Raw genomic sequence first — 25,529 nt, forward strand, 5'->3', positions numbered from 1 at the left:
GCCGGGCCGCGCGCGACCTCGGCGCTCAGGTTCGAACGCCGCCGCGAGCCTCGCGCCACCGCTCCCACACCACGTCGGCCACCCGCGGGTCCGCGCCGATCGGGGCCGAGGTCAGATCGGCATCCGCGCTCTCGATGACGCGCGAGAAGTGCCCGGGCGCGAGCACGTAGCTTGCCGCGACCGTCCGCTGTCCATCGGCCCGGGCCGCCGCCACGGCATCGGGGATGCGAGGATCGGATGCCGCAGCGTACGCCGCGACGACGGGGCCGCGCACCCCGGCATCCGCCATCATCGCCGCCACACCCTCGACGTCGACCACCGCTCCGGGCCGTGTGGAACCGGCGGCCGCGAGGATCACGGTGTCGTCCGGTGCGGCTCCGGCGTCGCGGACGCGGTCGGCGAGGATCTCGGCGAGCAACCGATGCGGGCCGAGCGGCGGCGCCACGGGCAGACCATCCGCCGCCTCTCGCAGATCGACCTCGGTGTGATAGCCGGTCGACAGCAGCAGCGGCACGATCACGACGTCGGACGTGCGCTCCCGCGCCGCCGCGACGACGTCGGTGACGAACGGGCCGTGCACGTCGACGTAGGCCTCGAGCACCTCGACATCGTCGGGCGCCGTGGCGCGCAGGATGTCGAGCAGTTCGCGGATGACGACGCGCCCCTCCTCGAACCGCGTCCCGTGGGCGCACGCGATGAGCACAGCGGTCACGAATCCTCCTCGTCGATCACGTCGAGCCTGTACCCGCGCTTGTAGACCGTGCGGATCAGCTCGGTACCGCCCAGCGCCTCGCGTGTGCGGGCCACCGCGACCTCCACCGCGTGCGCGGACGCGCCGGCGTTCGTCAACACCGCAACCAGGTCGGCACGCGAGACGACCGCCCCGGTCTGGATCGCCAGGGCGCGCAACAGCTCGACCCCCGTCCGGGGCAGCGCCGTGAACGTGCCATCGAGCACGATCCCCGACGAGCGGATGCCGAGGCGGCCGGCCGTCGTCGGAATGAGCGGCGCGTCGGGTCCGCCGTAGTGCGTCACCACGGCGCGGACAAGCGCGCCGAGGCGCCCCCGGTCGGGGATGAGCGGTGCGATGCCCGCCTCGATCAGGGGACCCGCGGTGATGGGGCCGACGGCGGCGACCAGAACCTGCCCGCGTGCGACCCGGGAGACCACTCCCTCGAGCGCGTCGGCGCGTTCAGCGGCGAGGATCCACTCGCGGGCTGCCGGCGCGGAGGTGAAGAGCACGGCGTCGATCTCTCCGCGCGCGACCTGCTGCGTCGACGCGGCGACGACCTCGGGGTCGGGCGGCGGGCCCCACCGGTAGATCGTCAGGCTCGTCACGCGCGCCCCGGCGGCCTCGAAGGCCTCGTCGAGTCCGTCGGCGCCCGAGCCATGATGCTGCACGGCGACGTGCAGGCCGTCGACGCCCTCCGCGACGAGGAAGTCGCGCAGCTCCGCCGACGTCTCGCTCTCGGCCACCCAGTCGGCTTCGAAACCCGCCTGCTGGATCGCCCCGCGCGCTTTCGGACCGCGGGCGACGATGCGCGCCGCGTCGAGCACGGGGGCGATCGCGTCATGGAGTCCCGCTTCGTCGGCCGTCTCCATCCAGGCGCGGAATCCCACTCCCGTGGTGGCCACGACGACGTCGGGCGGGTCGTCCACGAGCGAGCGGGTCTGGGCGATGAGCTCCTCATCGTCGACGTGAGGCACGATCGTCAGCGCGGGGGCCACCCGCACGCGCGCGCCGTGCCGTTCGAGCGCGGCCGACAGCTCTCCCGACCGTCGGTCGACGGGAAGCAGCACGGTGCATCCGAGGAGGACCGTGCTGATCGCGCGAGGCGCTGCCGTCACCCGATGCCCTGGGGGTGCGCCGCCGCGGCGGGCTCCGCGACCGTCGCCGGCAGGAGCAGATCGGGTCGGGCGACGTCGCCGAACACGAGCACCGCCGGATTGGCGAGGCCGTGCGCCGCGGCATCCTGAACCGCCGCGCCGAGTGTCGTACGGATCGTGCGCTGCGCGGGCGTGTGGCCGTTCTCGACGAAGGCGACGGGCCGCGACGCCGGCGCACCGGCGGCGAGTGCCGCGGTCGCGAATCGGGGAAGCGCGCTCACGCCCATCAGCGCGACGACGGTGGCGCGGTCGTCGCGCAGCGCCGCGAGCGTGGCCTCGCCGGGGTGCTCCTGACCGTTCACAACATGAAGGGTACCGGCGACGCCCCGGTGGGTCACCGGGACTCCGGCGGCCGCGGGCACCGCGATCGCGCTGGAGATGCCGGGCACCACTTCGACCGGGATGCCGGCCGCCCGGCACGCGATGACCTCCTCGCCGCCGCGGCCGTAGACGAAGGGATCGCCGCCCTTGAGCCGCACGACGCGCAGGCCGCGGGACGCGCGGTCGACGAGGATCTCGTTGATCTCGTCCTGCGGAACGGGATGGTGCTGCGGGCGCTTGCCCACGTCGACGAGCTCGACGTCGTCGCCGAGTTCGGCGAGCACCTCGGCGGGGCCCAGGCGATCGTGCACGACGACGTCGGCCTCGGCGAGCAGGGCGCGCGCTCGCACCGTCAGGAGGTCGACGGGGCCGGGACCGCCGCCGATGAGCGCCACGCTCCCCACGAGCGGGCGACGTCGGCGGCGGAGCGGGAGGGCGCCTTCGGCGAGGCGCTGGGCGATGGCGTCGCGCACGGCGACGGTACGGCGCGGATCGGCACCGGCGGTCGAGACGACGCCGACCATGACGTCGCCGCTCGTGGTCTCGGCAGCCAGGCGTGCGGTGCCCTTGCCGCCGTGCCCGGCGTTGACGCACCACACGCGGCGGGCCTCGGCCGCCGCGACCACGGACGCATCGACGGATGCCGAGCCCGTGGCCGTGTGGCAGAACCAGGCCTCGTCGAGATCGTGGGGAGCGAAGAGACGTTCGTGCCACTCGATGTCGCCGCTCGCGGCGAGCGCCGCGAGGCCGGCGGTCGAGACCGGCGCGATCAGACGCACCCGGGCTCCGGCTGCGCGCAGTCGCGCGATGCGCCGCTCGGCGACGGAGCCGCCGCCGACGCACACGACGAGCTTGTCGGTGAGGTCGAGTCCTGCGAGGGCGATCATCGGGGGTCCTTTCCTGCGCCGGCGGCGTCATCGGCGGGGGCGAGCTTGACGAACACGACGCCGTCGCTCACCGCGACCGGGTGCACCCGAACACCGAGCGGCTCCTTGCCCTGCGCGTCGAGACACACGCCGGTGCGCAGGTCGAAGACCTGCTTGTACATCGGGGACGCCACGGTCGGCACTCCCCCACGATCCCCGACGATCCCGCGCGACAGGATCGCCGCGCCACTGAACGGGTCGATCTGGTCGGTCGCGAAGAGGCGTCCATCGTACGTGCGGAACAGCGCGATCTGCCGACCGTCGATCAGGGCGGCGGCTCCGCGCTCGACGAGCAGGTCGTCGAGGCGGCAGATGCGGGTCCATCCCTCCGGGACGGCTTCCGCGGTCTCGCGCGCGACGGGAGCGCCACCGGGCGTCGCGGCCGGGGTCTCGGCATCCATCGTCGTCTCCACGATCGTCATGAGCGCACCGCCAGCGTCGTGCCGCCGATGAACACCGCGCCCGACGAGCGTTCCTCCGCGGTGGCGGGGCGGGGCTGGCCGCGCTCGGCGACGTACGCGAGCGTGGGGTCGGCGGCATCCGGGGCGTTGACGAAGCTCTGGAAGCGCTTCAGCTTCTCGGGGTCGGCGAGGGTGGCCGCCCATTCGTCTTCGTAGGCGTCGATGTGGGATGCCATGGCGCGGTCGAGATCGTCGGCGATGCCGAGCGAGTCGTCGAACACGACGGCCTTGAGCGCCTCGAGCCCGCCCTCGTACTCCGCGGCCCAGGGCGCCGTGCGCTGCAACCGGTCGGCGGTGCGGATGTAGAACATCAGGAAGCGGTCGATCGCCCGCAGCAGCCCCTCGTCGTCGAGTCCCTCGGCGAACAGCACCGCGTGGCGCGGGGTGAAGCCGCCGTTGCCGCCGACGTACATGTTCCAGCCGGCCTCGGTCGCGATCACGCCGATGTCTTTGCCGCGGGCCTCGGCGCACTCGCGCGCGCAGCCCGAGACGCCGAACTTGAGCTTGTGCGGCGAGCGGAGCCCCCGGTAGCGCAGCTCGAGCTGCACGGCCATGCCGACCGAGTCCTGCACGCCGTAGCGACACCACGTCTGCCCGACGCATGATTTCACCGTGCGCAGCGACTTGCCATAGGCGTGGCCCGACTCGAACCCGGCATCCACGAGGCGCTTCCAGATCGCGGGGAGCTGTTCGAGGCGGGCGCCGAACATGTCGATGCGCTGACCGCCGGTGATCTTCGTGTAGAGCCCGAAGTCGCGCGCGACCTCGCCGATCACGACGAGCCCCTCGGGCGTGATCTCGCCGCCCGCGATGCGCGGCACGACGCTGTAGGTGCCGTCGCGTTGGATGTTCGCCATCACGTGGTCGTTGGTGTCCTGCATCGTGGCGAGCTCGCCGTCGAGCACGTGCTCCGCGTACAGGCTCGCCAGGATGCTCGCGAGCGCCGGCTTGCAGATGTCGCAGCCGCGGCCGGTGCCGAAGCGCTCGACGATCGACGTGAAGGTGCGAAGACCCGAGATCCGCACGGCGTCGAAGAGCTGCGCGCGCGTGAACGCGAAGTGCTCGCATAGGCCGTTCGAGACGTCCTTCCCGGATGCCGCGAGCTCGGTCGCCACGAGCTTCTTCACGAGCGTGAAGCACGAACCGCACGCCGCTCCCGCCTTCGTGCAGGCCTTGACCGCAGCGGCATCCGCGCAATCGTGCTCGGTGACCGCACCACGGACAGTGCCCGCGGTGACGCCATTGCATGAGCAGACGATGGCGTCGTCGGGGAGGTCGCCCTGCGGAGCCGGGGCGAGGTTGGACGGCATGAGGTACGCCGCCGGGTCGCCGCCGAGCGCGCGGCCGACGAGGGGACGCAGCGACGTGTACGCCGAGGCGTCGCCGACGAGGATGCCGCCGAGCAGCGTCTGCGCGTCGTCGCTCAGCACGAGCTTCTTGTAGACGCCCGATACCGGGTCGGCGTAGGTGACGTCGAGGGCGTTCGGCGTCTCGGCGAAGGCATCGCCGAAGCTGGCGACCTCCACGCCCGACAGCTTGAGCTTGGCGGAGGTGTCGAAGCCGTCGAACACGGCTTCTCCCCCGAGCAGACGGGTCGCGGCGACCTCGGCCATGGCGTAACCGGGCGCGACGAGGCCGACGCACTGCCCCTCGAAGCTCGCGACCTCACCGATCGCGAGGATCGCGGGGTCGGACGTCTCGCAGGAGGAGTCGATGACGACGCCCCCGCGGGCGTCGACGGCGAGGCCCGCGGTGCGGGCGAGCTCGTCGCGGGGGCGGACGCCGACCGTGAAGACGACGATGTCGGCGGCCTCCCACGTGCCGTCGCGCAACTCGAGCCCGCACACGGCCCCCGACCTGTCGGCATCCACCCGGGTCGTCACCGACGAGGTGCGCACGTCGATGCCCCGCGCCTGGATCAGACGCTCCAGCGCCTTGGCGCCGCCGAGGTCGAGCTGCGCCGACATCAGACGCTCGTTCGACTGGAGGACGAATGGGGCGACACCCTCGGCCTGGAGAGCTCCCGCGGCCTCGAGCCCGAGCAGACCGCCACCGACGACCGCACCGCGCAGGGGACGACCGAGCTGCGCGCGCCGCCGCGCGACCCAGGCGCGGATGCCCTCGACATCGTCGAGGGTGCGATACACGAAGCACCCCCGGTGATCGAAGCCGTCCAACGCCAAACGGGCCGCGTACGAGCCCGTCGCCAGCACCAAACGGTCGTAGCGGTGGGTCGCACCGTCGGCGGTCGCGACCTCGCTCCTCTCGCGGTCGATCCTCGTCACCCGAGCCCCGGTGCGCACGCTCGCGCGGTCGTGCTCGAGCACCCGGGGGTCGAGAGCGAGGTCGTCGGCCGTCTTGCCGCCGAAGTACCCCGAGAGGCCGACGCGGTCGTACGGAGCGTAGGTTTCGTCGCCGAGCACCGTGATCGACCAGCGGCCCTCGGTGTCGCGGGCGGTCAGGCTCTCCACGAAGCGGTGCGCCACCATTCCCGCACCGACCACGACCAGGCGACCGGACGACGAGTTCGATGTGAGCATGCCTCGACGGTAAGCAGGTGAGGTTTCGCCGAAGTCGTCGCCCGCGTTACCTCCCGCGAACTTTTGTCTCACGGCGGGGCCGAGGCTGTGTGAGCTTTCCCCGCCGCGCAAGCCTCGGCCACCTGATGGCGGCTTGCCTCCCCGCTGACCGCGCGGCAGCTGTCCCTCCCGGGGCGACGGATCCGGGCCCTCGGGCGGCGTCCACGCCCCATCCCGATCGGCAGTACCCTTCCCCCATGCCTCCGCTCGCCAGCCTGCCCGCGTTCGTCCTGGCATCGCTCGTGCTCATCGTCATCCCGGGGCCCGGGGTCCTCTTCGTCATCGGGCGGTCGATCGCCCTCGGGCGCCGCGCGGGAGTGCTCAGCGTCGTCGGCAACGCGATCGGCAACATCCCGGCGATCCTCGCGACGGCCTTCGGGGTGGGTGCGATCGTCGCCTCATCGATCGTGGCCTTCACGGTGCTGAAGATCGTGGGGGCGATATACCTCGTGTGGCTCGGCATTCAGGCGATCCGCCACCGCCACGCGCACCTGTCGGCGGCGCCGCCCGCCGCGCGGTCGAGGTGGACGCTGCTGCGGCAGGGCTTCGTCGTGGGGGTCACCAACCCGAAGACGATCGCGTTCTTCGTGGCGGTGCTGCCGCAGTTCGTCGACCCGCACGCGGGAGCGGTGTGGTCGCAGCTGCTCGTGCTCGGTCTCATCTTCCAGGTGCTCGCGCTCATCTGCGACAGCACCTGGGCCCTCGCCGCGGGTACCGCGCGCGCCTGGTTCGCGCGGTCCCCGAAGCGGCTGTCCGCGCTGTCGGGAACCGGCGGCGTCATGATGATCGGCCTCGGCGGCGCGCTCGCGCTCACCGGCGCGAAGAGCTGATCGCCGCGGGGGCACGATTCCTGCGATTTCGACCTGAACGGCCCGGTTTCCTTCGCGCGAGTCAGTTCTGCAGGAGTTGTGCACGCTCTCCCCTGGTCACCGGCCGCACGAGCGGCCTTCGGGCCCGAACGCCCGCGCACCCCGCCCCCGCCGCACAACTCCGGCAATTCCGCACCCGAAGGCGCCGGTTCCCCTCGCACCAGCCGATCCCGCAGGAGCTGTGCACCCTCGTCACCGCCCGCGCGAGCGGCACTCGCGCCCAAAACCGCGCACCCCACCCCCGCCGCACAACTCCGGCAATTCCGCACCCGAACGCGCCGGTTCCCCTCGCGCGAGCCAGTTCTGCAGGAGTTGTGCACCGCCCGCCGGCATCACGGCCGCGGGTCGGCGCGCCTCAGCTCCGGGCGGCCACGCCCAGGTCGGCGGATGCCGCGCCCTCCACCCGCGCGCCGTCGGGTGCGTACCGCGAGCCGTCGACGGGGCTGTCCCACGTGCGCTCGGCGTCGTTCCACGTCAGCGGGGCCGGTGCGGTGACGGCGCGCGTGCGGCCGTCGATGGTCGAGACGGCGGCGGTGCGCAGCCCCTGACGGGCGACGAGCCCGGCGCCCTCGGCGGGTCTCTTCGTCGGGGCCGGTGCGGCGCCGGCGAGAGCGGTGGCCGTGACCCGCGCGCGCCGCGCGGCCTCGCCGATCCCGCGACCGAGATCGGCCGGAACGGTAAGCCGCGTGCTGATCGTCCGCATCCACTCCGGACGTTCGCTGCGCGCGACCCCGCGGATCTCCGCGCTCAACCTCATCGCCGCGGCCGGGGCGTTGGTCATGCCCCACCCGGCGTATCCGGTCGCGAATCGCAGACGGCCGAGGCCGCGCGGCATCCCGCCCACGAACGGCACGAGGTTGTGCGACTGGTAATCCTGCCCCGACCAGCGGGCGATCTCAGCGCCGACCGGCAGCGTGCGACGCGCCCAGGCGGCGAGCCCCTCGGCGAGCGCGACCTCCGACGACGCCGACCCGACCGGATGCCGCGCCCCGGTCACGATGAGAGCGGGACGCCCGAACGACGACGGTGCGGCCACGACGCTGCGTCCGTCGACGCCGACCTCGCTCCACATTCCGCCGGGGGCCTCGGCCTCCCCCTCGAGCTCGAAGGCGATCGCCCACGACCGCAGGGCGCGGGTCTTGAGGTCGTACAGGCCGCGGCGCGTGATCGGCGTGCCGGTGGCGAGCACGACCGTGTCGCCGCGAAGCAAGCCGTGATCCGTCTCGATCCGTCCGGACGGCAGCGCCTGCACGTCGGTGACGCGCACCCCGGTGTGCAGGGTGGCCCCCGCGTTGACCGCCGTGCATGCCAGAGCCCAGGCCATCAGCGCGGGGTCGAGGGCCAGTTGATCGTCGAGGGCGAGGGCGCGCACGGGGGTGCGACCGCCGAGGTCGGCGGGGGCGTCTTCGCGCAGCGGCAGGCCCGCCTCGAGCGCCGCGTCGCGCACGGCGTCGAGGGCGGGATCGGCGGCGAGCCCGCGACCGAACGTGAAGGCGGTGCGGCGGTCGGCGGAGTCCCCGGCTCGCTCGGCGAGCCAGTCGAGGCCGGCGCGGTTGGCGTCGACGTACGCCCGCACCAGACTCGCCGGGTGGTGCTTCCGCAGCATCGCGAGCGTCGTGCCCTGGAGGACGGATGCCATGCCGACCGACGCCGCGGTCGCGCCCTCTCCCACGGCGCCCGCGTCGACCACCGCGACGTCGACGCCGGCTTCGGCGAGCATGACCGCGGTGGACAGACCGGTGAGTCCCGCGCCGACGATCACGACGTCGTGTCGCGCTCCTGATTCGAACGGGGTGCCCTGCACGGGCGTCTGGTCGCGGAGCCACACGGGGATCGACATGATCCCCATCCCATCGCGCGGGCCCGGGTCTCGGCATCCGCTTGCCCCCGGCCGCGGTTTCGGTTACCCACCTTCCGGGGTGTGCGCGGGGCTCGATCCGTGACAGCGTGGGGCGATGGACCCGCTCACCTCGCTCGTCTTGCTCGTGACCGTCGCCGCGGTCTTCCTGTACGCCGTCTACGGCCTGGTCCGCAAAGCCGTGCGCGACGAGTTCGCGGCCCGCGACCATGCGTCGCGCCGCGGTGACTCCCCCGCCTAGGCTCGTCCCGTGAGCGACACCCCTGCCCCGCCCAGCCGCACCGCCGTCGTCGCCGCCGCGATCGACCTCTTCGTCGCGCACGGCTACGACCAGACGTCGGTGGAGCAGATCGCCCAGGCGGCGGGAGTGTCGCGCTCGACGTTCTTCCGGCAGTTCGGCGGCAAAGAAGACGTCGTCTTCGCCGATCACGAGGTGCTGCTCGCCGAGACGCGGGCGTACCTGTCGCAGCCGCACGACGATCCGTGGGCCGCGGTGTGCGAGGCGTCGGTGCGGGTGTTCCGGCACTTCGCCGCCGACCCCGAGCTCGCGCGGCGGCGTTACGTCGTCGTGCGCGAGATCCCCGACCTGCGCGATCGCGAGATCGTGACGGTGTTCCGCTACGAACGGCTTTTCGACGAGTACCTGCGCGAGGCGCTCCCGGGACTGGACCCCCTGGATGCCGTCGGCTTCGCCGCCCTGGTGACGGCGGTGCACAACCACGTGCTGCGTCGACTGATGCGCGGCGCCCGCGTGCCGGCATCCGTCCTCCGCCGCGCCCTCGACGACGTGCTGCGCCGGTACGGCGTGCACCCCGACGGCAGCGATGCCGCCGGAGACGACCTGATCGTGGCGGCGTTCCCCCGCCGCATGCCCGCCGCCGAGGTGACGCGGCGCCTGCGCGCGTCGCTCGGCGACTGAGACGTCGAGCGTCCGGCGCGGCCCGAGAGCGGCGTCGTCCCTCTTCCCGAGTGTCCAGAACACCCGGACGTCTCTGGAAGCCCGCCGGGTGTTCTGGACGCTCGAACGGGCTCGGAACAGCCGAGTCGCAGATCGTGCCTCTCCGGGGTGACCGGTCGCACCAACCGCCTCCGTCGCAGACCCACCCCTCGCACCCGAGCGTTCGCCCCGAGTACCGGGACCAGCGTGACACCGAGTCCCAACATGAGCGATACTCGGAACCATGACCATCGACGCCGATGCCCGCACGCTCCCCGGAGAGCGCGTCGCCCACTACGATCTGCTGGGCCGCCGCGACACCGACTACTACGCCGTCTTCGCCGACATCCCCGACGCCGACCGCGCCGTGTGGGACGCCGCGAAGGCGTTCGCCGACGAGGTCGGCACGCGTATGCAGGGCGAGTGGGATGCCGCGACGTATCCGATCGATCTCGTGCGACGCATGGGCGAGCTCGAGCTCTTCACCGACGGCATCAAGCACCCCGACCTCCCGCACACCTCTCCCCTAGCCGCGGGACTGGTCAACATGGAGATCTCGCGCCACGACGGCTCCCTGGCCACGGCGCTGGCCGTGCAGGGCGGCCTCGCGCTGCGCACGCTGGCGTTCTACGGCTCCCCCGAGCAGCAGCAGCGCTGGCTCAAGCCGCTCGCCGACGGAACCGTGCTCGGCGCCTTCGCCCTGACCGAGCCCGACCACGGCTCCGACTCGGTGTCGCTCGAGACCACCGCCACGCGCACCGCGGACGGCTGGTCGCTCAGCGGCACCAAGAAGTGGATCGGCAACGGCGCCTCCGGCGGCATCACGTTCGTCTGGGCCCGCGTCGAGGACGAGGGGGCGGACGACCACGGCACCGTGCGCTGCTTCCTGGTCGAGCAGGACACCCCGGGCTACACCGGCACCGTCATCACCGGCAAGGTGTCGCTGCGCGGCATTCACCAGGCCCACATCGCGATGGACGCCGTGCGTCTTCCCGCGGATGCCGTGCTGCCCGGCACCCACACCTTCAAGGACGCGTCCGTCGTCCTCTTCGCCACGCGTTCGGGTGTGGCCTGGTCGGCGCTCGGCCACGCGACCGCCTGCTACGAGATCGCGCGGACATATGCCACCGAGCGCATGCAGTTCGGAAGGCCCCTCGCGAAGTTCCAGATGGTGCAGGAGCGGCTCGCGCAGATGCTCGACGAACTCACCGCGATGCAGCTCTACTGCCGCCGCCTCGCCGACCTCGAGTCGTCGGGCGGACTGCGCCCCACCCAGGCATCGCTCGCGAAGTACCACAACACGCGCGCGGCGCGGCGGATCGCCGCGATCGCCCGCGACCTGCTCGGCGGCAACGGCATCCTGCTCGAGAACGGCGTCATGCAGCACATGGCCGACATCGAGGCCATCCACACCTACGAGGGCACGGAGAGCGTGCAGGCCCTCCTGCTCGGTCGCGACATCACCGGAATGAGCGCGTTCGTCTGAACCGGATGCCACGGCCCCGGCCCCGCGGGGGCGCCGGGGCCGGGTCGCGGTGGGTTCGGGGCCGGGTCTTGGCGGGCGCGGGCGCCGGGGTCGCGTGGCGGGTCTTTGCGGGCGCGGGCGCGGGGGGCGACGCAGCGGGGACGATCGGCGCGGCGGCGCCCTAACCGGCAGCCCGGGGCCGCGCAAGCGCCGCGGGCGATGTCGGACCCTCCCGCTAACGTCGTCGCATGGGCCTCTTCTCTCGCCATCCCGCCCCGCGTCGCGCGGTCGAAGCCGTCGCCGAGGCGGTGCAGCCGCCACCGCGCAGCCTGTGGGCCGACGGGTTCGGGCGTCTCGCCGTCCGCGCGGTGCAGATCATCATCGTCGTCGCGCTCGTCGCCGGCATCATCTGGGGCATCCGCCAGGTGACGCTGGTCATCATCCCGCTGATCCTGGCCCTGATCTTCGCGTCGGCGTTCGGCCCGGTCACGATGTGGATGCGCCGCAAGGGAGTACCCGCCGTCCTCGCGACCGTCCTCACCCTGCTCGCGGTGGTGCTCGTGCTCGCCGCCCTCGGTTGGCTCGTCGTCAACGCCGTGATCAACCAGTGGGACACACTCAGCGCGCAGGCCGTCGAGGGGTTCCAGAAGGCCCAGGACTGGTACCACACGCTGCCGTTCGCGATCTCTCCCGACCAGGTCGATCAGGCCGTTCAAGCCATCGGCGATTTCGTCACCAGCGCGCAGTTCGGCAACGGGGCCCTCGCCGGCGTCAGCGCGATCGCCTCCTTCGTCACCGGCTTCGTGCTCATGGTCGTCATCCTGTTCTTCTTCCTCAAAGACGGCCCGCGCATGTGGGAGTTCGTGCTGCGCCCCTTCCACGGCTCCGACTACGAGCGCGCCCGCCGCATCGGCGACAAGACCATCACCGTCCTCGGCTCGTACGTCCGCGGCACGGCCTCGGTGGCCGCCGTCGACGCGATCGGCATCGGCATCGGCCTGGCGATCCTGCAGGTTCCCCTCGCGCTGCCCCTCGCGGTCCTCGTCTTCCTGCTGGCCTTCATCCCCATCGTGGGCGCGGTGATCGCCGGCATCCTCGCGGCCCTCGTGGCGCTCGTCACGAACGGGTGGGTCGTCGCCCTCGTCGTCGTCGGCATCGTCGTTCTCGTGAACCAGCTCGAGGGCAACTTCCTGCAGCCCGTCCTCATGGGCCGCTCGATGAAGCTGCACTCCTTCGTCGTTCTGGTCGTCCTCGCCGGCGGAACCGCGATCGGCGGCATCCTGGGCACCCTCCTCGCCGTACCGCTCACCGCCGTCGTGTGGGGCATCATCACGGTGTGGAACGGCCCCGACAAGCCCGCCGAGTGGGCGCGTCGCAAGAAGCGCAAGGACCCCGTCCCGCTCGCGGGCGACGAGAGCTGACGCTCGTGCCGTACGACATCCCCGCGCCGATGCTGGCGAAGTCGGTCCCCGAGGTTCCCGACCACGCGAAGGTGGCGGGCGGGTTCAGCTACGAACCGAAGTGGGACGGTTTCCGCGCGCTCGTCTCGTGGGACGGAACGGATGTCGAGATCGGCAGTCGCGGCGCGAAGCCGCTCACGCGGTACTTCCCCGAACTGGTGGAGGCGTTCGCGCGACTCCTCCCCGAGCCATGCCTCCTCGACGGCGAGGTCGTCGTCGCCCGGGGCGAGCCGGGAGCGCAGCGACTGGACTGGGAATCGCTGTCGCAGCGCATCCACCCGGCGGCCTCCCGGGTGAACCTGCTCGCCGAGGAGACCCCGGCGATGTTCATCGCGTTCGACCTCCTCGCCCGCGGCGAGCGCGACCTGCAGGGCGAGGCGTTCGCCGAGCGCCGCGCGCAGCTCGTCGACCTGCTCGGCGACGTCCCCCACCCCGTGCACGTCACGCGCACGACCGACGATCCCGACCTCGCCCGTCGCTGGCTGGCCGAGTTCGAGGGTGCCGGTCTCGACGGGGTGATCGCCAAACCGCTCGCGCAGCCCTACGCGCCGAACAAGCGCACGATGTTCAAGATCAAGCACGCGCGCACCGCCGACGTCGTGCTGCTGGGCTACCGCATTCACAAGTCCGGCGAGGGCGCCGGCTCTCTTCTGCTCGGACTGTACGACGACGACGGTCGTCTGCACGGGGTCGGAGGGGCCTCCGCCTTCACCGACAAGCGCCGCCGCGAGCTGATCGACGAGCTCGCGCCCCTCGTCGAGCGCGACGCCGACGGCGCGGCGGTCACCGGCGAGACCGACCGCTCGCGCTTCTCGGCTTCCAAAGACGTGTCGTTCGTGCGCCTGCGCCCCGAGCGCGTGCTCGAGGTGCGCTACGACCAACTCGAGGGCATGCGCTTCCGCCACACCGTGCAGTTCGACCGCTGGCGCCCCGACCGCGACGCCCGCTCGTGCACCTTCGCGCAGCTCGACAGCGTGAGTTCCTACGACCTGGGCGACGTCCTGGACTGACGCCGCGGCGAGCCCGGGCGCGGTGCGGGCCGCTCGGCCGCGCGCCCGCGGCATCTCGGGCTCGACCGGTCCCGCGCCGCCCTCACCCGCGCACCGCCGCGCCACCAGAACAGGAGATGCGGCGAGAACAGGACGATCAGGTCGCCCGCGCCCTGTTCCCGACGAGTCCCCTGTCCTCGCGACGCCGGAGGCCGCTCAGCGCACCTCCGCGGCATCCGCCCGGCGGGCGATCAGCACGACGCCGGCCGCGGCGACGGCGAACACCGCCGCGAGGATCGCCCACCCCGCGGTGCCGAGGTCGATCGCGGTGAGTGTCACGACGGCGGGGGCGATCATCGCGCCGACCGCGTATCCGGTGCCGTATACGCCCTGGTAACTGCCCATGCGCTCCTGCGGCGCGAGGTCGAAGCTGAGGCTCCACCCGGCCGCGCTCGAGCTGATCTCGGCGAGCGAATGGACGACGGCCGCGGCGAACAGCACGACGACGACCGCCGTCGCGGGCCCCAAGCCCTCCCCGCCGATCCATCCCGCCGCGGCCCACAGCAGGCACGCGCCGACCATGAGCCATCCGGCGCGGGTCATCGCGCGTCCCGCCCCGGCGAAGGTGCCGGTCCCGCGGCTCATCCGCACCTGCAGCAGCACCACGACCACGGTGTTCACCAGCAGCAGGGGGCTCACGACGACGTCGGCGGCGATCGTGTGAGCGACGACCCACAGCGGTACTCCGATCTCGAAGACCCCGAATTGGATGCCGAAGACGCCCATGAGAGCCGTCAACCACAGGAAGCGCGGGTCGCGGTAGGGGCTGCGCACCGCGACGCTCGCGGGAGCGGCGGTGTCGGCATCCGGGGCCTGTCGACGGAGGTCGACCCGCTGCGGGTCGAGGCCGGCCACGAGCACCGCCGACAGCAGGAAGAGCGAGCCCGCGATCGACATCGTCAGGTGGAACGCGAACGGCGTGCCGAGGGCGAGCGGGATCGCGGCGACCGCGGTGCCGACGCCGATCCCCACGTTCGTCACGGTGCGCATCGTGGCGCGGATGCGCACGCGGTCCTCGCCGCGGAACGCGCGTCCGACGACAGCGGAGCGCACGCTGCCCCCGCCCTGCTGCGCCAGGAGCACGAGCGAGGCGACGATCACGAGCGTCGGCAGATCGCGCACGAAGAGATAGCCGATCAGCGCCGCCCCCTGCACGACGTGCAGGATGACGAGCATCCGCCGCGCGCTGAAGCGATCGGAGAGATGGCCGAACACGAGCGAACTGGCCACGCCCACCGCACCGGCGATGGTCAGTCCGATGCCGACCGTGACGGGCTCGAGCCCCACGATGAGCGTCAGGTACAGCGTCGTCAGGGTGAAGAACGCGCCTCGACCGAGAGTGTCGACGAGGGTGACCGTGAGCAGGCGGCGCAGTGTCCGATCCGTCTGCACGAGGATTCTGAGGGGGACGGTGGGGATCGTGCTGGTCACCCCTCCATTGATCCAGGAGCGGAACCCGCTTTCCATCGATGTAGCGTGGGGCTTCATGATCCGATACGAGCTCGAGGCCGCCGACATCTCGGCGATCCGCTTCGGCATCTCCCCCCTGTCGGAGCTCGGTCTCGGCCTGCGCGCGCTCTCCCAACCCGAGGGCTTCCCCCTGCAGCGGCCGTGGCTGGACCGCATCGCCTCGGTGCGCCCCCTGCTCGACCTCGACGTTCTGCTCGCCCTCGTGAACGACCGCAAATGGACGGCCGATTTCGTCAACCCCCGGCCGTCGTCGCCGCTCACCTCGCTCGACGACGAGCTGGTCACGCTCGGACGGATCCCCCGCGCCCGCTTCGTCGCCGACCTCGAACGCGTCCACGGCGAGGTGCCGCCGGCGCTCCGCGGACGGCACGATGTCGTCGTGGCCCGCCTTCAGCGCGCCCTCGCCACCGCTTGGGACCTCTGCTTCGCCCCGCACTGGGCGCGGATGAGCGCGGTGCTACGGGCCGACATCGCCTACCGCGGGCGCATCGCCGCGCAATCGGGGATGGGCAGCGTGCTCAACGGGCTCTCGGATGCCGCCCGCTACGACGGCCACCACCTCGACGTGCGCCTGTGGAACCCCGAGATCCGCCGCCGGCCCGTGCTCGGCGAGGGGCTCACCCTCGTGCCGTCGATGTTCACCGTGCGCGTCTCGACCCCCATCGACGACGACCTGCCGCCGACGGTGATGTACCCCGCGCGCGGACAGGGCGCGATGTGGTCGCGCAGCACCCAGCCGGAGGAGGACGCCGTCTCCGACCTGCTGGGGCGCACGCGTGCGGCGCTTCTCGCGGCGCTGGGCGAGCCGGCATCCTCGACCGATCTCGCCCTCCGATTCGGGGTCTCGACGTCCGCGATCAATCAGCACGTCCGCGTGATGGAACGCGCGGGGCTGCTGAACCGCGCCCGGTACGGCCGCGCGGTGCTGTACTACCGCAGTGCGGCGGGCGACGCGTTGGCCACCGGCGGCTGAGGCGAGGCGCGTCGACGACGGTCTGCGCGGCCCGGGCAATGCCCTCCGCCGTCAGTGCCCCGGGTTCTTCGCGCGCGAGGGCTGCACGCGCGGCGGCTCCCCCGGCATCTTCGGGAACTCCGGCGGGAACGGCATCTCCCCCAGCCCGTTCTCGACGTCGCGCTCCCACCACTGCAGCAGCGTGTCGATGCGCCCGGGCTTCTCCGCGAATCCGGCCCACGGATCGCCGACGGATGCCAACCGCTCCGGCACCGAGCGCACCGTGAACGCGAGCGGGTCGAGGCCGTCGAGCTCGTCCCAGGCGACCGGGGTCGACACGGTCGCGGTGGGCAGCGCGCGCGGCGAATACGCTCCGGCCATCGTGCGATCGCGATTGGCCTGGTTGAAGTCGACGAAGATGCGCTCGCCCCGCTCCTCCTTCCACCAGCTCGTCGTCACGGCATCCGGCATCCGTCGTTCCAGCTCGCGCGCCGCGGCGATGACCGCGTGCCGCACGTCGAGGAACTCGTGCGCCGGCTCGATCGGGCAGAACACGTGCAGACCGCGGTTGCCGCTCGTCTTGATCCACGGCTCGAGCCCCGCCTCGCGCAGCACGACGCGCAGTTCGTGGGCGGCCGTGACCGCCTCGGCGATCCCGGTGCCGGGCTGGGGATCGAGGTCGATGCGCAGTTCGACCGGGTGATCGGGATCGCTCGCGAGCGAGGCCCACGGGTGGAACACGATCGTGTTCATCTGCGCCGCCCACACCGCCGACGCGATCTCGCCGAGGAAGAGCTGCGGATGCCGCCGCCCGCTGTTGTACGTCACGGTCACGGCCTCGACGAAGTCGGGAGCCCCCTTCGGCGGGTTCTTCGAGAAGAAGGCCTCGCCGCCGACGCCCTCGGGGAAGCGCTCGAGCGACACGGGCCGGTGCCCGTTCGCGGCGATGAACGGATCGCCCACGGCGACGAGGTACTCGGCCAGCTCGCGTTTCGTGATCCCCACCTTGGGCCAGAGCACCCGGTCGGGGTTCGAGATGCCCACCTCGCGATCGCCGTCGGGTCCCGGCACGGTCAGGGTGATGCGAGGGGATGCCATGTGCCGACGCTAACGCTCCCGTGCCGTCGTGTCTGCCCGTTGCGCGACGGCGGTCGCCGCTCGCGCCGCGGGGCGTCGCACGTGGCGCCGCGGTCCGAACATGCAGGCACCCGCGACCGCGCGGGGCGTCGCGCATGGCGCCGGGGCCACCACGCACGTCCCTGTGCCCGGCGGTTCGCCGCTTCGGGCCGCCCGCGCGCACACGAGGAGTCACGCCGCGCGCCTGTCCACCCCGGGCCGACGCCTCCACCTCCGGCCTACGCTCGAGACATGACCTCCGCCGCCGCCCGCACCGCTCTCGACATCGCCGACTGGCGCCGCCGCGTGTTCGCGCTCTACGACGCCGTTCGCGAGGCCGACGACCCCGAAGACGCCCACGAGCTCTGGCGGATCGAGCGCGATGCGCTCTTCGCCGACCATCCCGCGACGCCGCTGCTTCCGGAGCAGCGAGAGGGGTTCGTGGGTCTGCCCCTCGCCCCGTACGACGCGGCGTGGCGCTTCGAGGTGCCCCTGCTCGACGCCGAGGAGGCCTCGTTCGTCGCCACCACCGGGACGGACGGCGAGGTCGGCTTCGAACGCATCGGCCGCGTCGAGCTCCCCGACACCGGATCTCTCGACGTCTGGCGCTTGACGTCGTACGGCGGCGGTCTTTTCGTGCCCGTGCGCGACGCGGCCGCCGGCCGGCCGGGCGGCACGTACGGCGGCGGACGCTACCTGCTCGACACCATCAAGGGTGCGGATCTCGGACGCGGGTCCGCCCCCGACAGCCTCGTGATCGACTTCAACTTCGCCTACAACCCGTCGTGCGCCTACGACCCCATGTGGGCGTGCCCCCTCGCTCCCGCCGGGAACGTGCTGCCCGTGGCGGTTCCCGTCGGCGAGCTCTATGGGGTGTGAGGGCTCGACCCTCCGGCATCCGGAACCCTGACGCGACAGCGGGCCGCCCCGAGAGGGACGGCCCGCTGTTCTCTTGGTTCAGGCGTCGGCGGCGGCGGCGTCCTTCTCGGCGAGATCGATCACGGGCGCGAGCTCCGCACGCGTGAGGCGGATCCAGGGGCCGGCCGGATCGATCAGGATGCCGGTGAGCGCGGGATCGCTGGCCAGAGCCTTCGACAGCTGGGCACGCGAGATGGGCAGCGGCTGGTCGCCGCGACCGAGCGCGAGGAGCTCGAGCGGGTGCGTGAACACCTCGAGGAAGCGCTCGCCCGCCGCCGAGCGCGACTCGGCGACACCGATCGGTCCGCCCTCTTCGGTGCGGTTCACCGCGATCCACATCGGCGCCTCGGCCACGATGGCGTCGACCACCGTCGAGACCGTCTCGTCGGTGCGGGTCTCGCACAGCGCGGTCTTGATGCGCAGTTCGGGGTCGACCTCGGCGACCATGCGTTCCAGCAGCGCCTTCGGCAGCACCGCGCGGTTGTCGCCCGAGGCCGGGTCGAGCACGATGCCCGCGTAGGGGCCGCCGAGCACGTGACGCAGCAGCGCCATGACCGGCTGCCCCATCGCGGAGGTGTCGTGGTCGCCGTCGGCTTCGACGCTCGCGCGCAGGGCGAGCCCGCCGCTGTACGCGAGGACGAGCTGCTCGTCGCCGCGGTTGGCGACGGCGAGCGGGATGTCCTTGCCCTCCGCGAGCAGCGCCCGCGCGTCGCCCTTCACCCGCAGGAACACGTGGCCCTGCAAGAGCTGACGAGCGACGTTGAGCAGCTGCGCCGGCTCCGGCTGGCCCGAGATCTCGGCGAGAGCGTTGCCGAGCAGCGCGTTGTCGCGCAGGCCCTGGACGGTCTCGGGAGCCTCGGGGGCCTCCATCGGCCCGGGCTGACGGGCCGAGGGGCGCGCGGCGACCGGCGGTGCGTTGGTCAGCGTCGGGGCGGGTTCCGGCGCGGCGCCGACGCCGCGGAACGACGACATCGAGATGCCGACGGCGGGCGCGGCTTCCGCGGGAGCCTCGGGAGTGGTGTCGGCGGCAGGAGCGGCGTCGCTCGGGCCGGAGGGATCGACCGGCTGTTCGCCCGGTTCGATCGCGGAGTCGGGGCGGTCGTCGGACTTCTTGCGGCGCGAGAAGAGAGCCATTGGTTCAGCCTAGCCGGGAGGGTCGGGCGCGGGCGCGCCTGACCGGATGGGTCGCGGGCACGGGTGCGGGCCTTGGGCGATGGGCGGCAGTTCAGGTCGTGCCGCGCCGCGGCGCCGGTTCGGGGTGCGGAAAATGCACCGGGGCGCACACCGACCACCCCCCTGCACGGAACACGCCCCAAAAACCCGGGGCTCGGCGCAACGCTCCGCCACAACGCCCGCACCCGACGCATCGAACCCGCGCCGTCGCCACACGCCCGGCTCGCCCGGTCCACGTTCCGGTTCATGTCGCGGCGCGCCGCCGCGCCGGTTCGGGGCGCAGAAAATGCACCGGGGCGCACACCGACCACCCCATTGCACGGAACACGCCCCAAAACCGCTCGGGCGGGCTCAGCACGCGGCCGAAGCGAGGCGGGCCGAGCGACCGCCCCGCGCCCCTGCCTCGCGTCACACCTTCGCGATGGGCGCGATCTTCACCAGGAGCTTCTTCGGACCCACCGTGTCGAAGCGCACGTGCGCCACGCGCTTCGCGCCCTCGCCGGTCACGGCATCCACGCGGCCCTCGCCGAAGTCGTCGTGCCGGATGCGATCGCCCGCGGCCAGGACCATGTCGCCGTTGTCGCGCACCTTCGCGGGGATGCGGTTCGGGAACTTGCTCGGATCCGCCGGCGCGCGCTTGGGCAGAGGCACGAGGTCGTCGCCGTACCGATTGCCACCGCCGGTCTGGCCGGGCCGACGACCGCGCGCGTTGAGGGCGCGCGACTGCGAGCCTCCGCGACCGTTGACATCGCCGGGCGACTGGCGCCAGTCGATGAGGTCGGCGGGGATCTCTTGCAGGAACCGGCTCGGCATCGCCACCGTGACCTCGCCGAACTGCGCGCGCGTCATCGCGAGCGAGATGTGCAGACGCTTGCGGGCGCGCGTGATGCCGACGTAGAACAACCGGCGCTCCTCCTGCGGTCCGCCGGGCTCGTTCGCCGAGATGCGGTGCGGAAGCAGGTCTTCTTCGACGCCGGTGAGGAAGACGGCGTCGTACTCGAGCCCCTTCGCGGTGTGCAGGGTCATGAGCGACACCGAGCCCGATGCGTCGTCGAGGTCGTCGGCATCCGCCACGAGGGTGACCTCGGTGAGGAAGTCGATGATCGTGCCCTCGGGGTTGTTGCGCGCGAATTCGCGGGTCACCGCCACGAGCTCGTCGAGGTTCTCGAGGCGCGCTTCGTCTTGCGGGTCTTTGCTCGCGCGCAGCGCGTCGAAGTACCCGCTCTTGTTGAGCAGCAGGGTGAGCCCCTCGGTGACCGAGGTGGAGGGGGCGAGCTCTCCGGATGCCGGGAGCATGACCGCCGTGGCCTCGGTGAGCACGGCGTCGAGCTGATCGATGGCCTTCTGCAGCTTGGGGCCGACGCCGAGCTGCGCGGAGTTGGCGAGGGCGTCGCGGAAGGTGATGTCGTGTTCGGCGGCGTACCGCGCGATGGCCGTCTCGGTGACGTCGCCGATACCGCGGCGCGGGCGGTTCAGGATGCGACGCAGCGCCATCGAATCGGCGGGGTTGGCGACGGCGACGAGGTAGGCGAGGGCGTCTTTGATCTCGGCGCGCTCGTAGAACTTGGTGCCGCCCATGATCTTGTAGGGCACGGCGGATCGGATGAAGATCTCTTCGAGCGCTCGGGACTGCGAGTTCGTGCGGTAGAACACGGCGACGCCGGAGTAGTCGACGCCCTTCTTGTGCAGGGCCTCGATCTCGTCGGCGACGAACTGCGCCTCGTCGTGCTGCGAGTAGCCGGTGAAGCCGATGATGGGGTCGCCCGCCCCGACGTCGGTCCAGAGCTTCTTGTCTTTGCGGTCGAAGTTGTTCGCGATGACGGCGTTGGCCGCCGACAGGATGTTCTGCGTCGAGCGGTAGTTCTGCTCGAGCAGCACGACCTTCGCGCCCGGATAGTCGCGCTCGAACTCGCTGATGTTGCGGATGTCGGCGCCGCGGAACGCATAGATCGACTGGTCGGAATCACCGACGACGGTGAGGGACGCCGCGTCTTCACCCGCAGGCTCGGCGTCGAAGATCATCATGCCGCCGGACGAGAACGGCTCGGCGTCCGACCCCGCAGGGCGCGTGAGCTCGTGGATCAGCGCGTACTGGGCGTGGTTGGTGTCTTGGTACTCGTCGACCAGGATGTGCCGGAACCGTTTGCGGTAGCGGTCGGCGACCTGCGGGAACGCCCGGAACAGGTAGACCGTCTGCGCGATGAGGTCGTCGAAGTCGAAGGCGTTGGCCCGCTGCAGCTCGCGCTGGTAGGACCCGAAGATCTCGACGAACACGCGCTCGGCGGGGTCGCTCATGTTCGCGGAGCGGGCGTAGGACTCGGCATCCGCCAGCTCGTTCTTGAGCTTCGAGATGCGGCTCTGCGTGCCCGCGGGGGTGAGACCGAACGAGTCGCCCTCGTGCTCTTTCACGAGGCGCTTGATGAGCGCACGCGAGTCGCCGGAGTCGTAGATGGTGAACGACTTGGTGAAGCCGAACTGCTCGGCCTCGCGCCGCAGGATGCGCACGCACGCCGAGTGGAACGTCGAGATCCACATGCCGTCGGCCTTCTGCCCGATCAGCTGGTGCACGCGCTCGCGCATCTCGCCGGCGGCCTTGTTGGTGAAGGTGATCGCGAGGATCTGGCTCGGATACGCCTCGCGCGTGCGCAGCAGAGAGGCGATACGGCGGGTGAGCACGCTCGTCTTGCCCGATCCCGCGCCCGCGACGATCAGCAGCGCCTGCCCGCGATAGGTGACGGCCTCGCGCTGGGGGCCGTTCAGACCCTGCAGGAGGTCGGCGTCGGGACGGGCGTCCGACGGTGCGGGACCGCCGACGATGAGGGGCGTGGAGGCATCGGTCATGGCGGGGTCAAGTCTAGGCGGGGCCTCCGACATCGGCCCCGGCCCGCGTTCAGGCCGGCGGATTCACCGCGTGCAGCCGAAGCCCCGGGGCCACGAACGACACCCCGAGACCGGCCCCCGCGCCCGGCCTCCCGGCCGCGCGGACGCCCTCAGCCCCGCGCTTCCCCCGCCGCACCCGACGACAGCAGCGACTGCGCGCGCGAGAAATGCTCGGCATCCACCGTCACGTCCCACCGCTCCGCCTCGAAACCCTGCACCGACGAGAAGTCGCGACGGCCGCCGGTGAACGCGTGCCCGGCGAAGCCGAAGACCGCTCCCCAGACCGCACCCAGGACGAGACCCAGCAGCACGAACCCGAGGAATCCGCCGACGCTCAACAGCCCGATGAGCACCCCGATCATCAGGCCGAACCACGCGCCGGACGCCGCCCCGAGCAGTGCCGCCCGCCCGCGGGTCATCCGGCCGGTGACCTGCTCGACGATCCGCACGCCGTGCCCGACGATGGCGGTGTGCTCGACGGGGAAACCGGCGTCGGAGAGGCGGTCGACGGCCGCCTGGGCGCCGGTGTAATCGCTGAAGCTCGACAGGACGCGGCGTTCGGGGGTGGCGCGGGTGACATCGGACATGGTCGGTTCCTTCCCTCGGTGGCCTCACGCTAACGGCGACGACAGTCGCGCGCGGGGCGGTTGCGCGCCGCCCGACGCCGGGTTAGCGGCCCCCTGTCAAACCCCGCGCACCGACCGGCCGCGCACGCGAGGATGGACGCATGCGCCTGATCCTCAACGTCCTGTGGCTCGTGCTGTCGGGCTTCTGGCTGTTCCTGAGCTACCTCGCCGCGGGGATCGTGCTCTGCATCCTTATCGTGACGATCCCGTGGGGCATCGCCTCGTTCCGCATCGGGTTGTACGCGCTGTGGCCGTTCGGCCGCGAGATCGTGGCGAAACCGACCGCGGGCGTGGGCTCGTTCCTCGGCAACCTCGTCTGGGTCGTCCTCGCCGGATGGTGGCTCGCCCTCGAGCACATCGTCACCGGCCTCCTGCTGTGCGTGACGATCATCGGCATCCCCCTCGGCATCGCGAACTTCAAGCTCGTGCCGGTCTCGCTCTTCCCGCTCGGCAAAGAGGTGCGCGACATCCGCCGCGGCGGGCCGTTCGACCAGACCCTCGGGCGCTGAGAGGCGATCGGTCTCAGCGCGCCGGTCGCGTGTACACGCGACGCGGAAGGGCGAGCAGGATGCCGACGACCGTGGCGACAGCGCCGATCACGGCCGTGACGGCCACGAGCTCGACCGGGAAGGCGCCGTCGCGCATGCCGGTCAGGCGTGCGAGGTCCCAGGGCAGGATGCCGACCTGCTCATTCCACGAGCGCAGGGCGTCGCGCGCCCCCATGACGGCGATCGTCGCCGCGGGCAGCGCGTAGCCGATCCCCATGCCGGCCAGGGCGATGCCCCCGGCGCGACGACGTCCGAGCTGCGCGGCGAGCGACCAGCCCGCCGCGATGAACACCCAGGCCACGAGGGCGAACGCGACCATCAGGTAGAGGATGCGCACCACCGGCGCCGACCAAAGCGCCGGCCAGATGCCGTCGGGGCCGCTGAGGGCGACCGCGAGCAGGGCGACGACGCAGCGCAGCACGAGGGCGCCCCCGACCGCCGCGATGATCGGCCACGGCGAGCGCCTCCCGAGCAGCAGCCGCACCGCCGCGGCGAACAGCAACCACCCGAGGACCGCGATCGCGACGCCGAGGAGCCCGTCGCGCGGGGTCTGCACGATGCGCGTCGTCACGAGCAGTCCGCCGGGCACGAGGATCATGAGCCAGCGGTCCAGCGGGAGCACGCCGAGGCTGGATTCGCGCGCCCGCCAGGGTCGCGTCGATGCGATCCAGGTCGCGCGGGCGGCAGCCGCGCCGGGGCGGCGCACCAGGCTGGTGCGCGCCGCGAGCATGCCGATCACGAGCCACGCGACGCCGAGGAGCAGCAGCACCCGCGCCGCCCATTCGGTCGAGGGATCGACCATCATGGGCACCCGCGCGAACGGATCGACCAGCACGGCGATGACGGCCCCGAAAGCGAGGAGGATCCCGGCGACGCCGAGGGCCAGGATGCCGCGTCCCGCCGTCGTCGCCATGCACCCACGTTACCCGTCGGCGGCTGAGCGTCCGCTCGGGGCGGAGGCGGCGGGCGGGCCGCCCGCGGGCCTCACCGGGCCCGCTGCGCTCCCCCGCGGCGCTCCTCCCCGCCCACCTCTCGGCGCCCAACCTCACGGCACCCCGCCTCGCCCGTCTCGCGGAACCGGCGACGATGCGCCGCCCCGCGGCATCCGGCACGCCGCGCGTGGCCAGCGGACTCCGCGCGACGGCAGGGGACCCCCGGGGCGACGCTTGTCAGCCGCGGTCGTGAAGGGTGATGTGGTAGCCGTCCGGATCGGCGAAGGCGAAGGTGCGGCCGAAGGGACCGTCGATCGGATCCATGACGATGCGGTGCCCGTCCGCGACGAGGGCGTCATGGATGGCCTGCACGTCCGTCGCGAGCATCCAGAGCCCGACACCGACCCCGGGCTGGGCGACACCCGTCAGATCCGTACCGGGGGCGAGATCGCGGAGGGCGAAGGCGATGGGCGCGGTGGCGAAGACGACCGCGTGCGGCGGGCCCGCGGGAGAGCGCTCGAGACCGAGGTAGCGCTCGTAGAAAGCGTGGGAGGTGGCGAGGTCGCGCACCTGCAGGGAAACGAAGTCGGGTCCGGTGACGGGCATGAGATCTCCTCGTATGTCAGTTATCTGACACAGATGCTATGTCAGAATACTGACATGACGCAAGAGCGGATCGATCTCGACACCTCCCTCGGCTACCTGTTGAAGGAGGCGGCGAGCGCCCTGCGGGCGGCGATGGAAGAGGTCCTCCGCCCCCTCGGGATGACGATCACTCATTACTCCTGCCTCGAACTGCTCGCGCAACGACCGGGACTGTCGAACTCCGACCTCGCCCGCGGAGCCTTCGTCACCCGGCAGTCGATGAACGTCCTCCTGCAGGCACTCGAGGGCGACGGCGTCGTGGAACGGCCCGCCACCGCCCCGTCGGGCAAGGCGCTGCCCACCCGCCTCACACCGAAGGGTCATCGCGCTCTCGAGGTGGCGAGCGCAGCCGTCCGCGATGTCGAGCGCCGCATGCTCGACGGGATGACGGACGCCGAACAGGCAGCCGCCTTGCGCGCTCTCCGCTCGATGGTTGCGGCCTTGAGGTCCTGACGGA

23 protein-coding genes are annotated in these 25,529 nt (G+C 72.1%); 10 read left to right on the top strand and 13 right to left on the bottom strand.

The window, feature by feature from the left end; genetic code table 11:
* Nucleotides 1-25: 25 nt before the first annotated feature.
* The 5 genes from FB047_RS10535 to nirB are packed head-to-tail and all read right to left on the bottom strand — an operon-like array spanning nt 26 to nt 6,135.
* Nucleotides 26-712, bottom strand: a complete 687-nt coding sequence (locus tag FB047_RS10535) for a sirohydrochlorin chelatase (RefSeq protein WP_136587139.1) — start codon at nt 710-712, stop codon at nt 26-28.
* The gene (locus tag FB047_RS10540; protein ID WP_136587140.1) at nt 709-1,848 is read right to left on the bottom strand and encodes a uroporphyrinogen-III synthase; all 1,140 of its coding nucleotides are present in this window, start codon (nt 1,846-1,848) and stop codon (nt 709-711) included. Before FB047_RS10540 ends, FB047_RS10535 begins: the two co-directional genes overlap by 4 nt.
* A complete protein-coding gene (gene cobA, locus FB047_RS10545; RefSeq protein ID WP_136587141.1) occupies nt 1,845-3,095 on the bottom strand; it encodes a uroporphyrinogen-III C-methyltransferase in 1,251 nt (416 codons plus the stop codon). Before cobA ends, FB047_RS10540 begins: the two co-directional genes overlap by 4 nt.
* Complete coding sequence (nirD, locus tag FB047_RS10550; RefSeq protein ID WP_136587142.1) at nt 3,092-3,556, bottom strand: nitrite reductase small subunit NirD; 465 nt, start codon at nt 3,554-3,556, stop codon at nt 3,092-3,094. The genes cobA and nirD overlap by 4 nt, the downstream gene beginning before the upstream one ends.
* Nucleotides 3,553-6,135, bottom strand: a complete 2,583-nt coding sequence (gene nirB / locus FB047_RS10555) for a nitrite reductase large subunit NirB (protein ID WP_205822887.1) — start codon at nt 6,133-6,135, stop codon at nt 3,553-3,555. Before nirB ends, nirD begins: the two co-directional genes overlap by 4 nt.
* A 236-nt stretch (nt 6,136-6,371) precedes the next feature.
* Between nirB and FB047_RS10560 the strand changes: the two genes are divergently transcribed.
* The gene (locus tag FB047_RS10560; RefSeq protein ID WP_136587143.1) at nt 6,372-7,004 is read left to right on the top strand and encodes a LysE family translocator; all 633 of its coding nucleotides are present in this window, start codon (nt 6,372-6,374) and stop codon (nt 7,002-7,004) included.
* Nucleotides 7,005-7,398: 394 nt separating this feature from the next.
* On the opposite strand, the gene FB047_RS10565 is transcribed toward FB047_RS10560, so the two are convergent.
* Entirely contained in the window at nt 7,399-8,883 is a 1,485-nt protein-coding gene (locus tag FB047_RS10565; protein ID WP_136587144.1) for an FAD-dependent oxidoreductase, read from the bottom strand.
* Nucleotides 8,884-8,998: 115 nt separating this feature from the next.
* Here FB047_RS10565 and FB047_RS16940 point away from each other — a divergent pair, with 115 nt between their 5' ends.
* From FB047_RS16940 to FB047_RS10585, 5 genes are all read left to right on the top strand, one after another.
* Nucleotides 8,999-9,142: a hypothetical protein gene (locus tag FB047_RS16940; RefSeq protein ID WP_167494214.1), complete on the top strand. Its 144-nt coding sequence runs from the start codon at nt 8,999-9,001 to the stop codon at nt 9,140-9,142.
* Between the two features lie 9 nt (nt 9,143-9,151).
* The gene (locus tag FB047_RS10570; RefSeq protein ID WP_136587145.1) at nt 9,152-9,820 is read left to right on the top strand and encodes a TetR/AcrR family transcriptional regulator; all 669 of its coding nucleotides are present in this window, start codon (nt 9,152-9,154) and stop codon (nt 9,818-9,820) included.
* Between the two features lie 262 nt (nt 9,821-10,082).
* Complete coding sequence (locus FB047_RS10575; protein WP_136587146.1) at nt 10,083-11,324, top strand: acyl-CoA dehydrogenase family protein; 1,242 nt, start codon at nt 10,083-10,085, stop codon at nt 11,322-11,324.
* A gap of 227 nt (nt 11,325-11,551) precedes the next feature.
* Complete coding sequence (locus FB047_RS10580) at nt 11,552-12,724, top strand: AI-2E family transporter (protein WP_136587147.1); 1,173 nt, start codon at nt 11,552-11,554, stop codon at nt 12,722-12,724.
* A 5-nt stretch (nt 12,725-12,729) separates the two neighbouring features.
* On the top strand, nt 12,730-13,773 hold the full coding sequence (locus FB047_RS10585) for an ATP-dependent DNA ligase (RefSeq protein ID WP_240752746.1): 1,044 nt from the start codon (nt 12,730-12,732) through the stop codon (nt 13,771-13,773).
* A gap of 195 nt (nt 13,774-13,968) precedes the next feature.
* Here the strand turns inward: FB047_RS10585 and FB047_RS10590 are convergent, their stop codons facing one another.
* Nucleotides 13,969-15,243 (bottom strand): MFS transporter, encoded by a 1,275-nt coding sequence (locus FB047_RS10590; RefSeq protein WP_167494215.1) that lies wholly within the window; start codon nt 15,241-15,243, stop codon nt 13,969-13,971.
* Between the two features lie 55 nt (nt 15,244-15,298).
* Here FB047_RS10590 and FB047_RS10595 point away from each other — a divergent pair, with 55 nt between their 5' ends.
* On the top strand, nt 15,299-16,255 hold the full coding sequence (locus FB047_RS10595) for a DUF5937 family protein (RefSeq protein WP_136587149.1): 957 nt from the start codon (nt 15,299-15,301) through the stop codon (nt 16,253-16,255).
* Nucleotides 16,256-16,306: 51 nt separating this feature from the next.
* On the opposite strand, the gene ligD is transcribed toward FB047_RS10595, so the two are convergent.
* Entirely contained in the window at nt 16,307-17,332 is a 1,026-nt protein-coding gene (gene ligD, locus FB047_RS10600) for a non-homologous end-joining DNA ligase (protein WP_136587150.1), read from the bottom strand.
* Nucleotides 17,333-17,602: 270 nt separating this feature from the next.
* Between ligD and FB047_RS10605 the strand changes: the two genes are divergently transcribed.
* Nucleotides 17,603-18,229, top strand: coding sequence for a DUF1684 domain-containing protein (locus FB047_RS10605; protein WP_136587151.1), 627 nt, complete (start codon nt 17,603-17,605; stop codon nt 18,227-18,229).
* A gap of 78 nt (nt 18,230-18,307) precedes the next feature.
* Here FB047_RS10605 and FB047_RS10610 read toward each other — a convergent pair whose 3' ends face one another.
* The 3 genes from FB047_RS10610 to FB047_RS10620 form a co-directional block, all read right to left on the bottom strand.
* Nucleotides 18,308-19,402 (bottom strand): SseB family protein, encoded by a 1,095-nt coding sequence (locus tag FB047_RS10610; protein ID WP_136587152.1) that lies wholly within the window; start codon nt 19,400-19,402, stop codon nt 18,308-18,310.
* Nucleotides 19,403-19,849: 447 nt separating this feature from the next.
* On the bottom strand, nt 19,850-22,282 hold the full coding sequence (locus FB047_RS10615; RefSeq protein WP_136587153.1) for an ATP-dependent helicase: 2,433 nt from the start codon (nt 22,280-22,282) through the stop codon (nt 19,850-19,852).
* A 149-nt stretch (nt 22,283-22,431) separates the two neighbouring features.
* Complete coding sequence (locus FB047_RS10620; RefSeq protein ID WP_136587154.1) at nt 22,432-22,908, bottom strand: YflT domain-containing protein; 477 nt, start codon at nt 22,906-22,908, stop codon at nt 22,432-22,434.
* Between the two features lie 140 nt (nt 22,909-23,048).
* On the opposite strand from FB047_RS10620, the gene FB047_RS10625 reads away from it, so the two are divergent.
* On the top strand, nt 23,049-23,456 hold the full coding sequence (locus FB047_RS10625; protein ID WP_136587155.1) for a YccF domain-containing protein: 408 nt from the start codon (nt 23,049-23,051) through the stop codon (nt 23,454-23,456).
* Nucleotides 23,457-23,469: 13 nt separating this feature from the next.
* Here FB047_RS10625 and FB047_RS10630 read toward each other — a convergent pair whose 3' ends face one another.
* The gene (locus FB047_RS10630; protein WP_136587156.1) at nt 23,470-24,408 is read right to left on the bottom strand and encodes a hypothetical protein; all 939 of its coding nucleotides are present in this window, start codon (nt 24,406-24,408) and stop codon (nt 23,470-23,472) included.
* Between the two features lie 256 nt (nt 24,409-24,664).
* Nucleotides 24,665-25,033 (bottom strand): VOC family protein, encoded by a 369-nt coding sequence (locus FB047_RS10635; RefSeq protein WP_136587157.1) that lies wholly within the window; start codon nt 25,031-25,033, stop codon nt 24,665-24,667.
* Between the two features lie 54 nt (nt 25,034-25,087).
* Between FB047_RS10635 and FB047_RS10640 the strand changes: the two genes are divergently transcribed.
* On the top strand, nt 25,088-25,525 hold the full coding sequence (locus tag FB047_RS10640; RefSeq protein WP_136587158.1) for a MarR family winged helix-turn-helix transcriptional regulator: 438 nt from the start codon (nt 25,088-25,090) through the stop codon (nt 25,523-25,525).
* Nucleotides 25,526-25,529: the final 4 nt, after the last annotated feature.

This window comes from Microbacterium hydrothermale, assembly GCF_004854025.1.
GTDB classification, from domain to species: domain Bacteria; phylum Actinomycetota; class Actinomycetes; order Actinomycetales; family Microbacteriaceae; genus Microbacterium; species Microbacterium hydrothermale.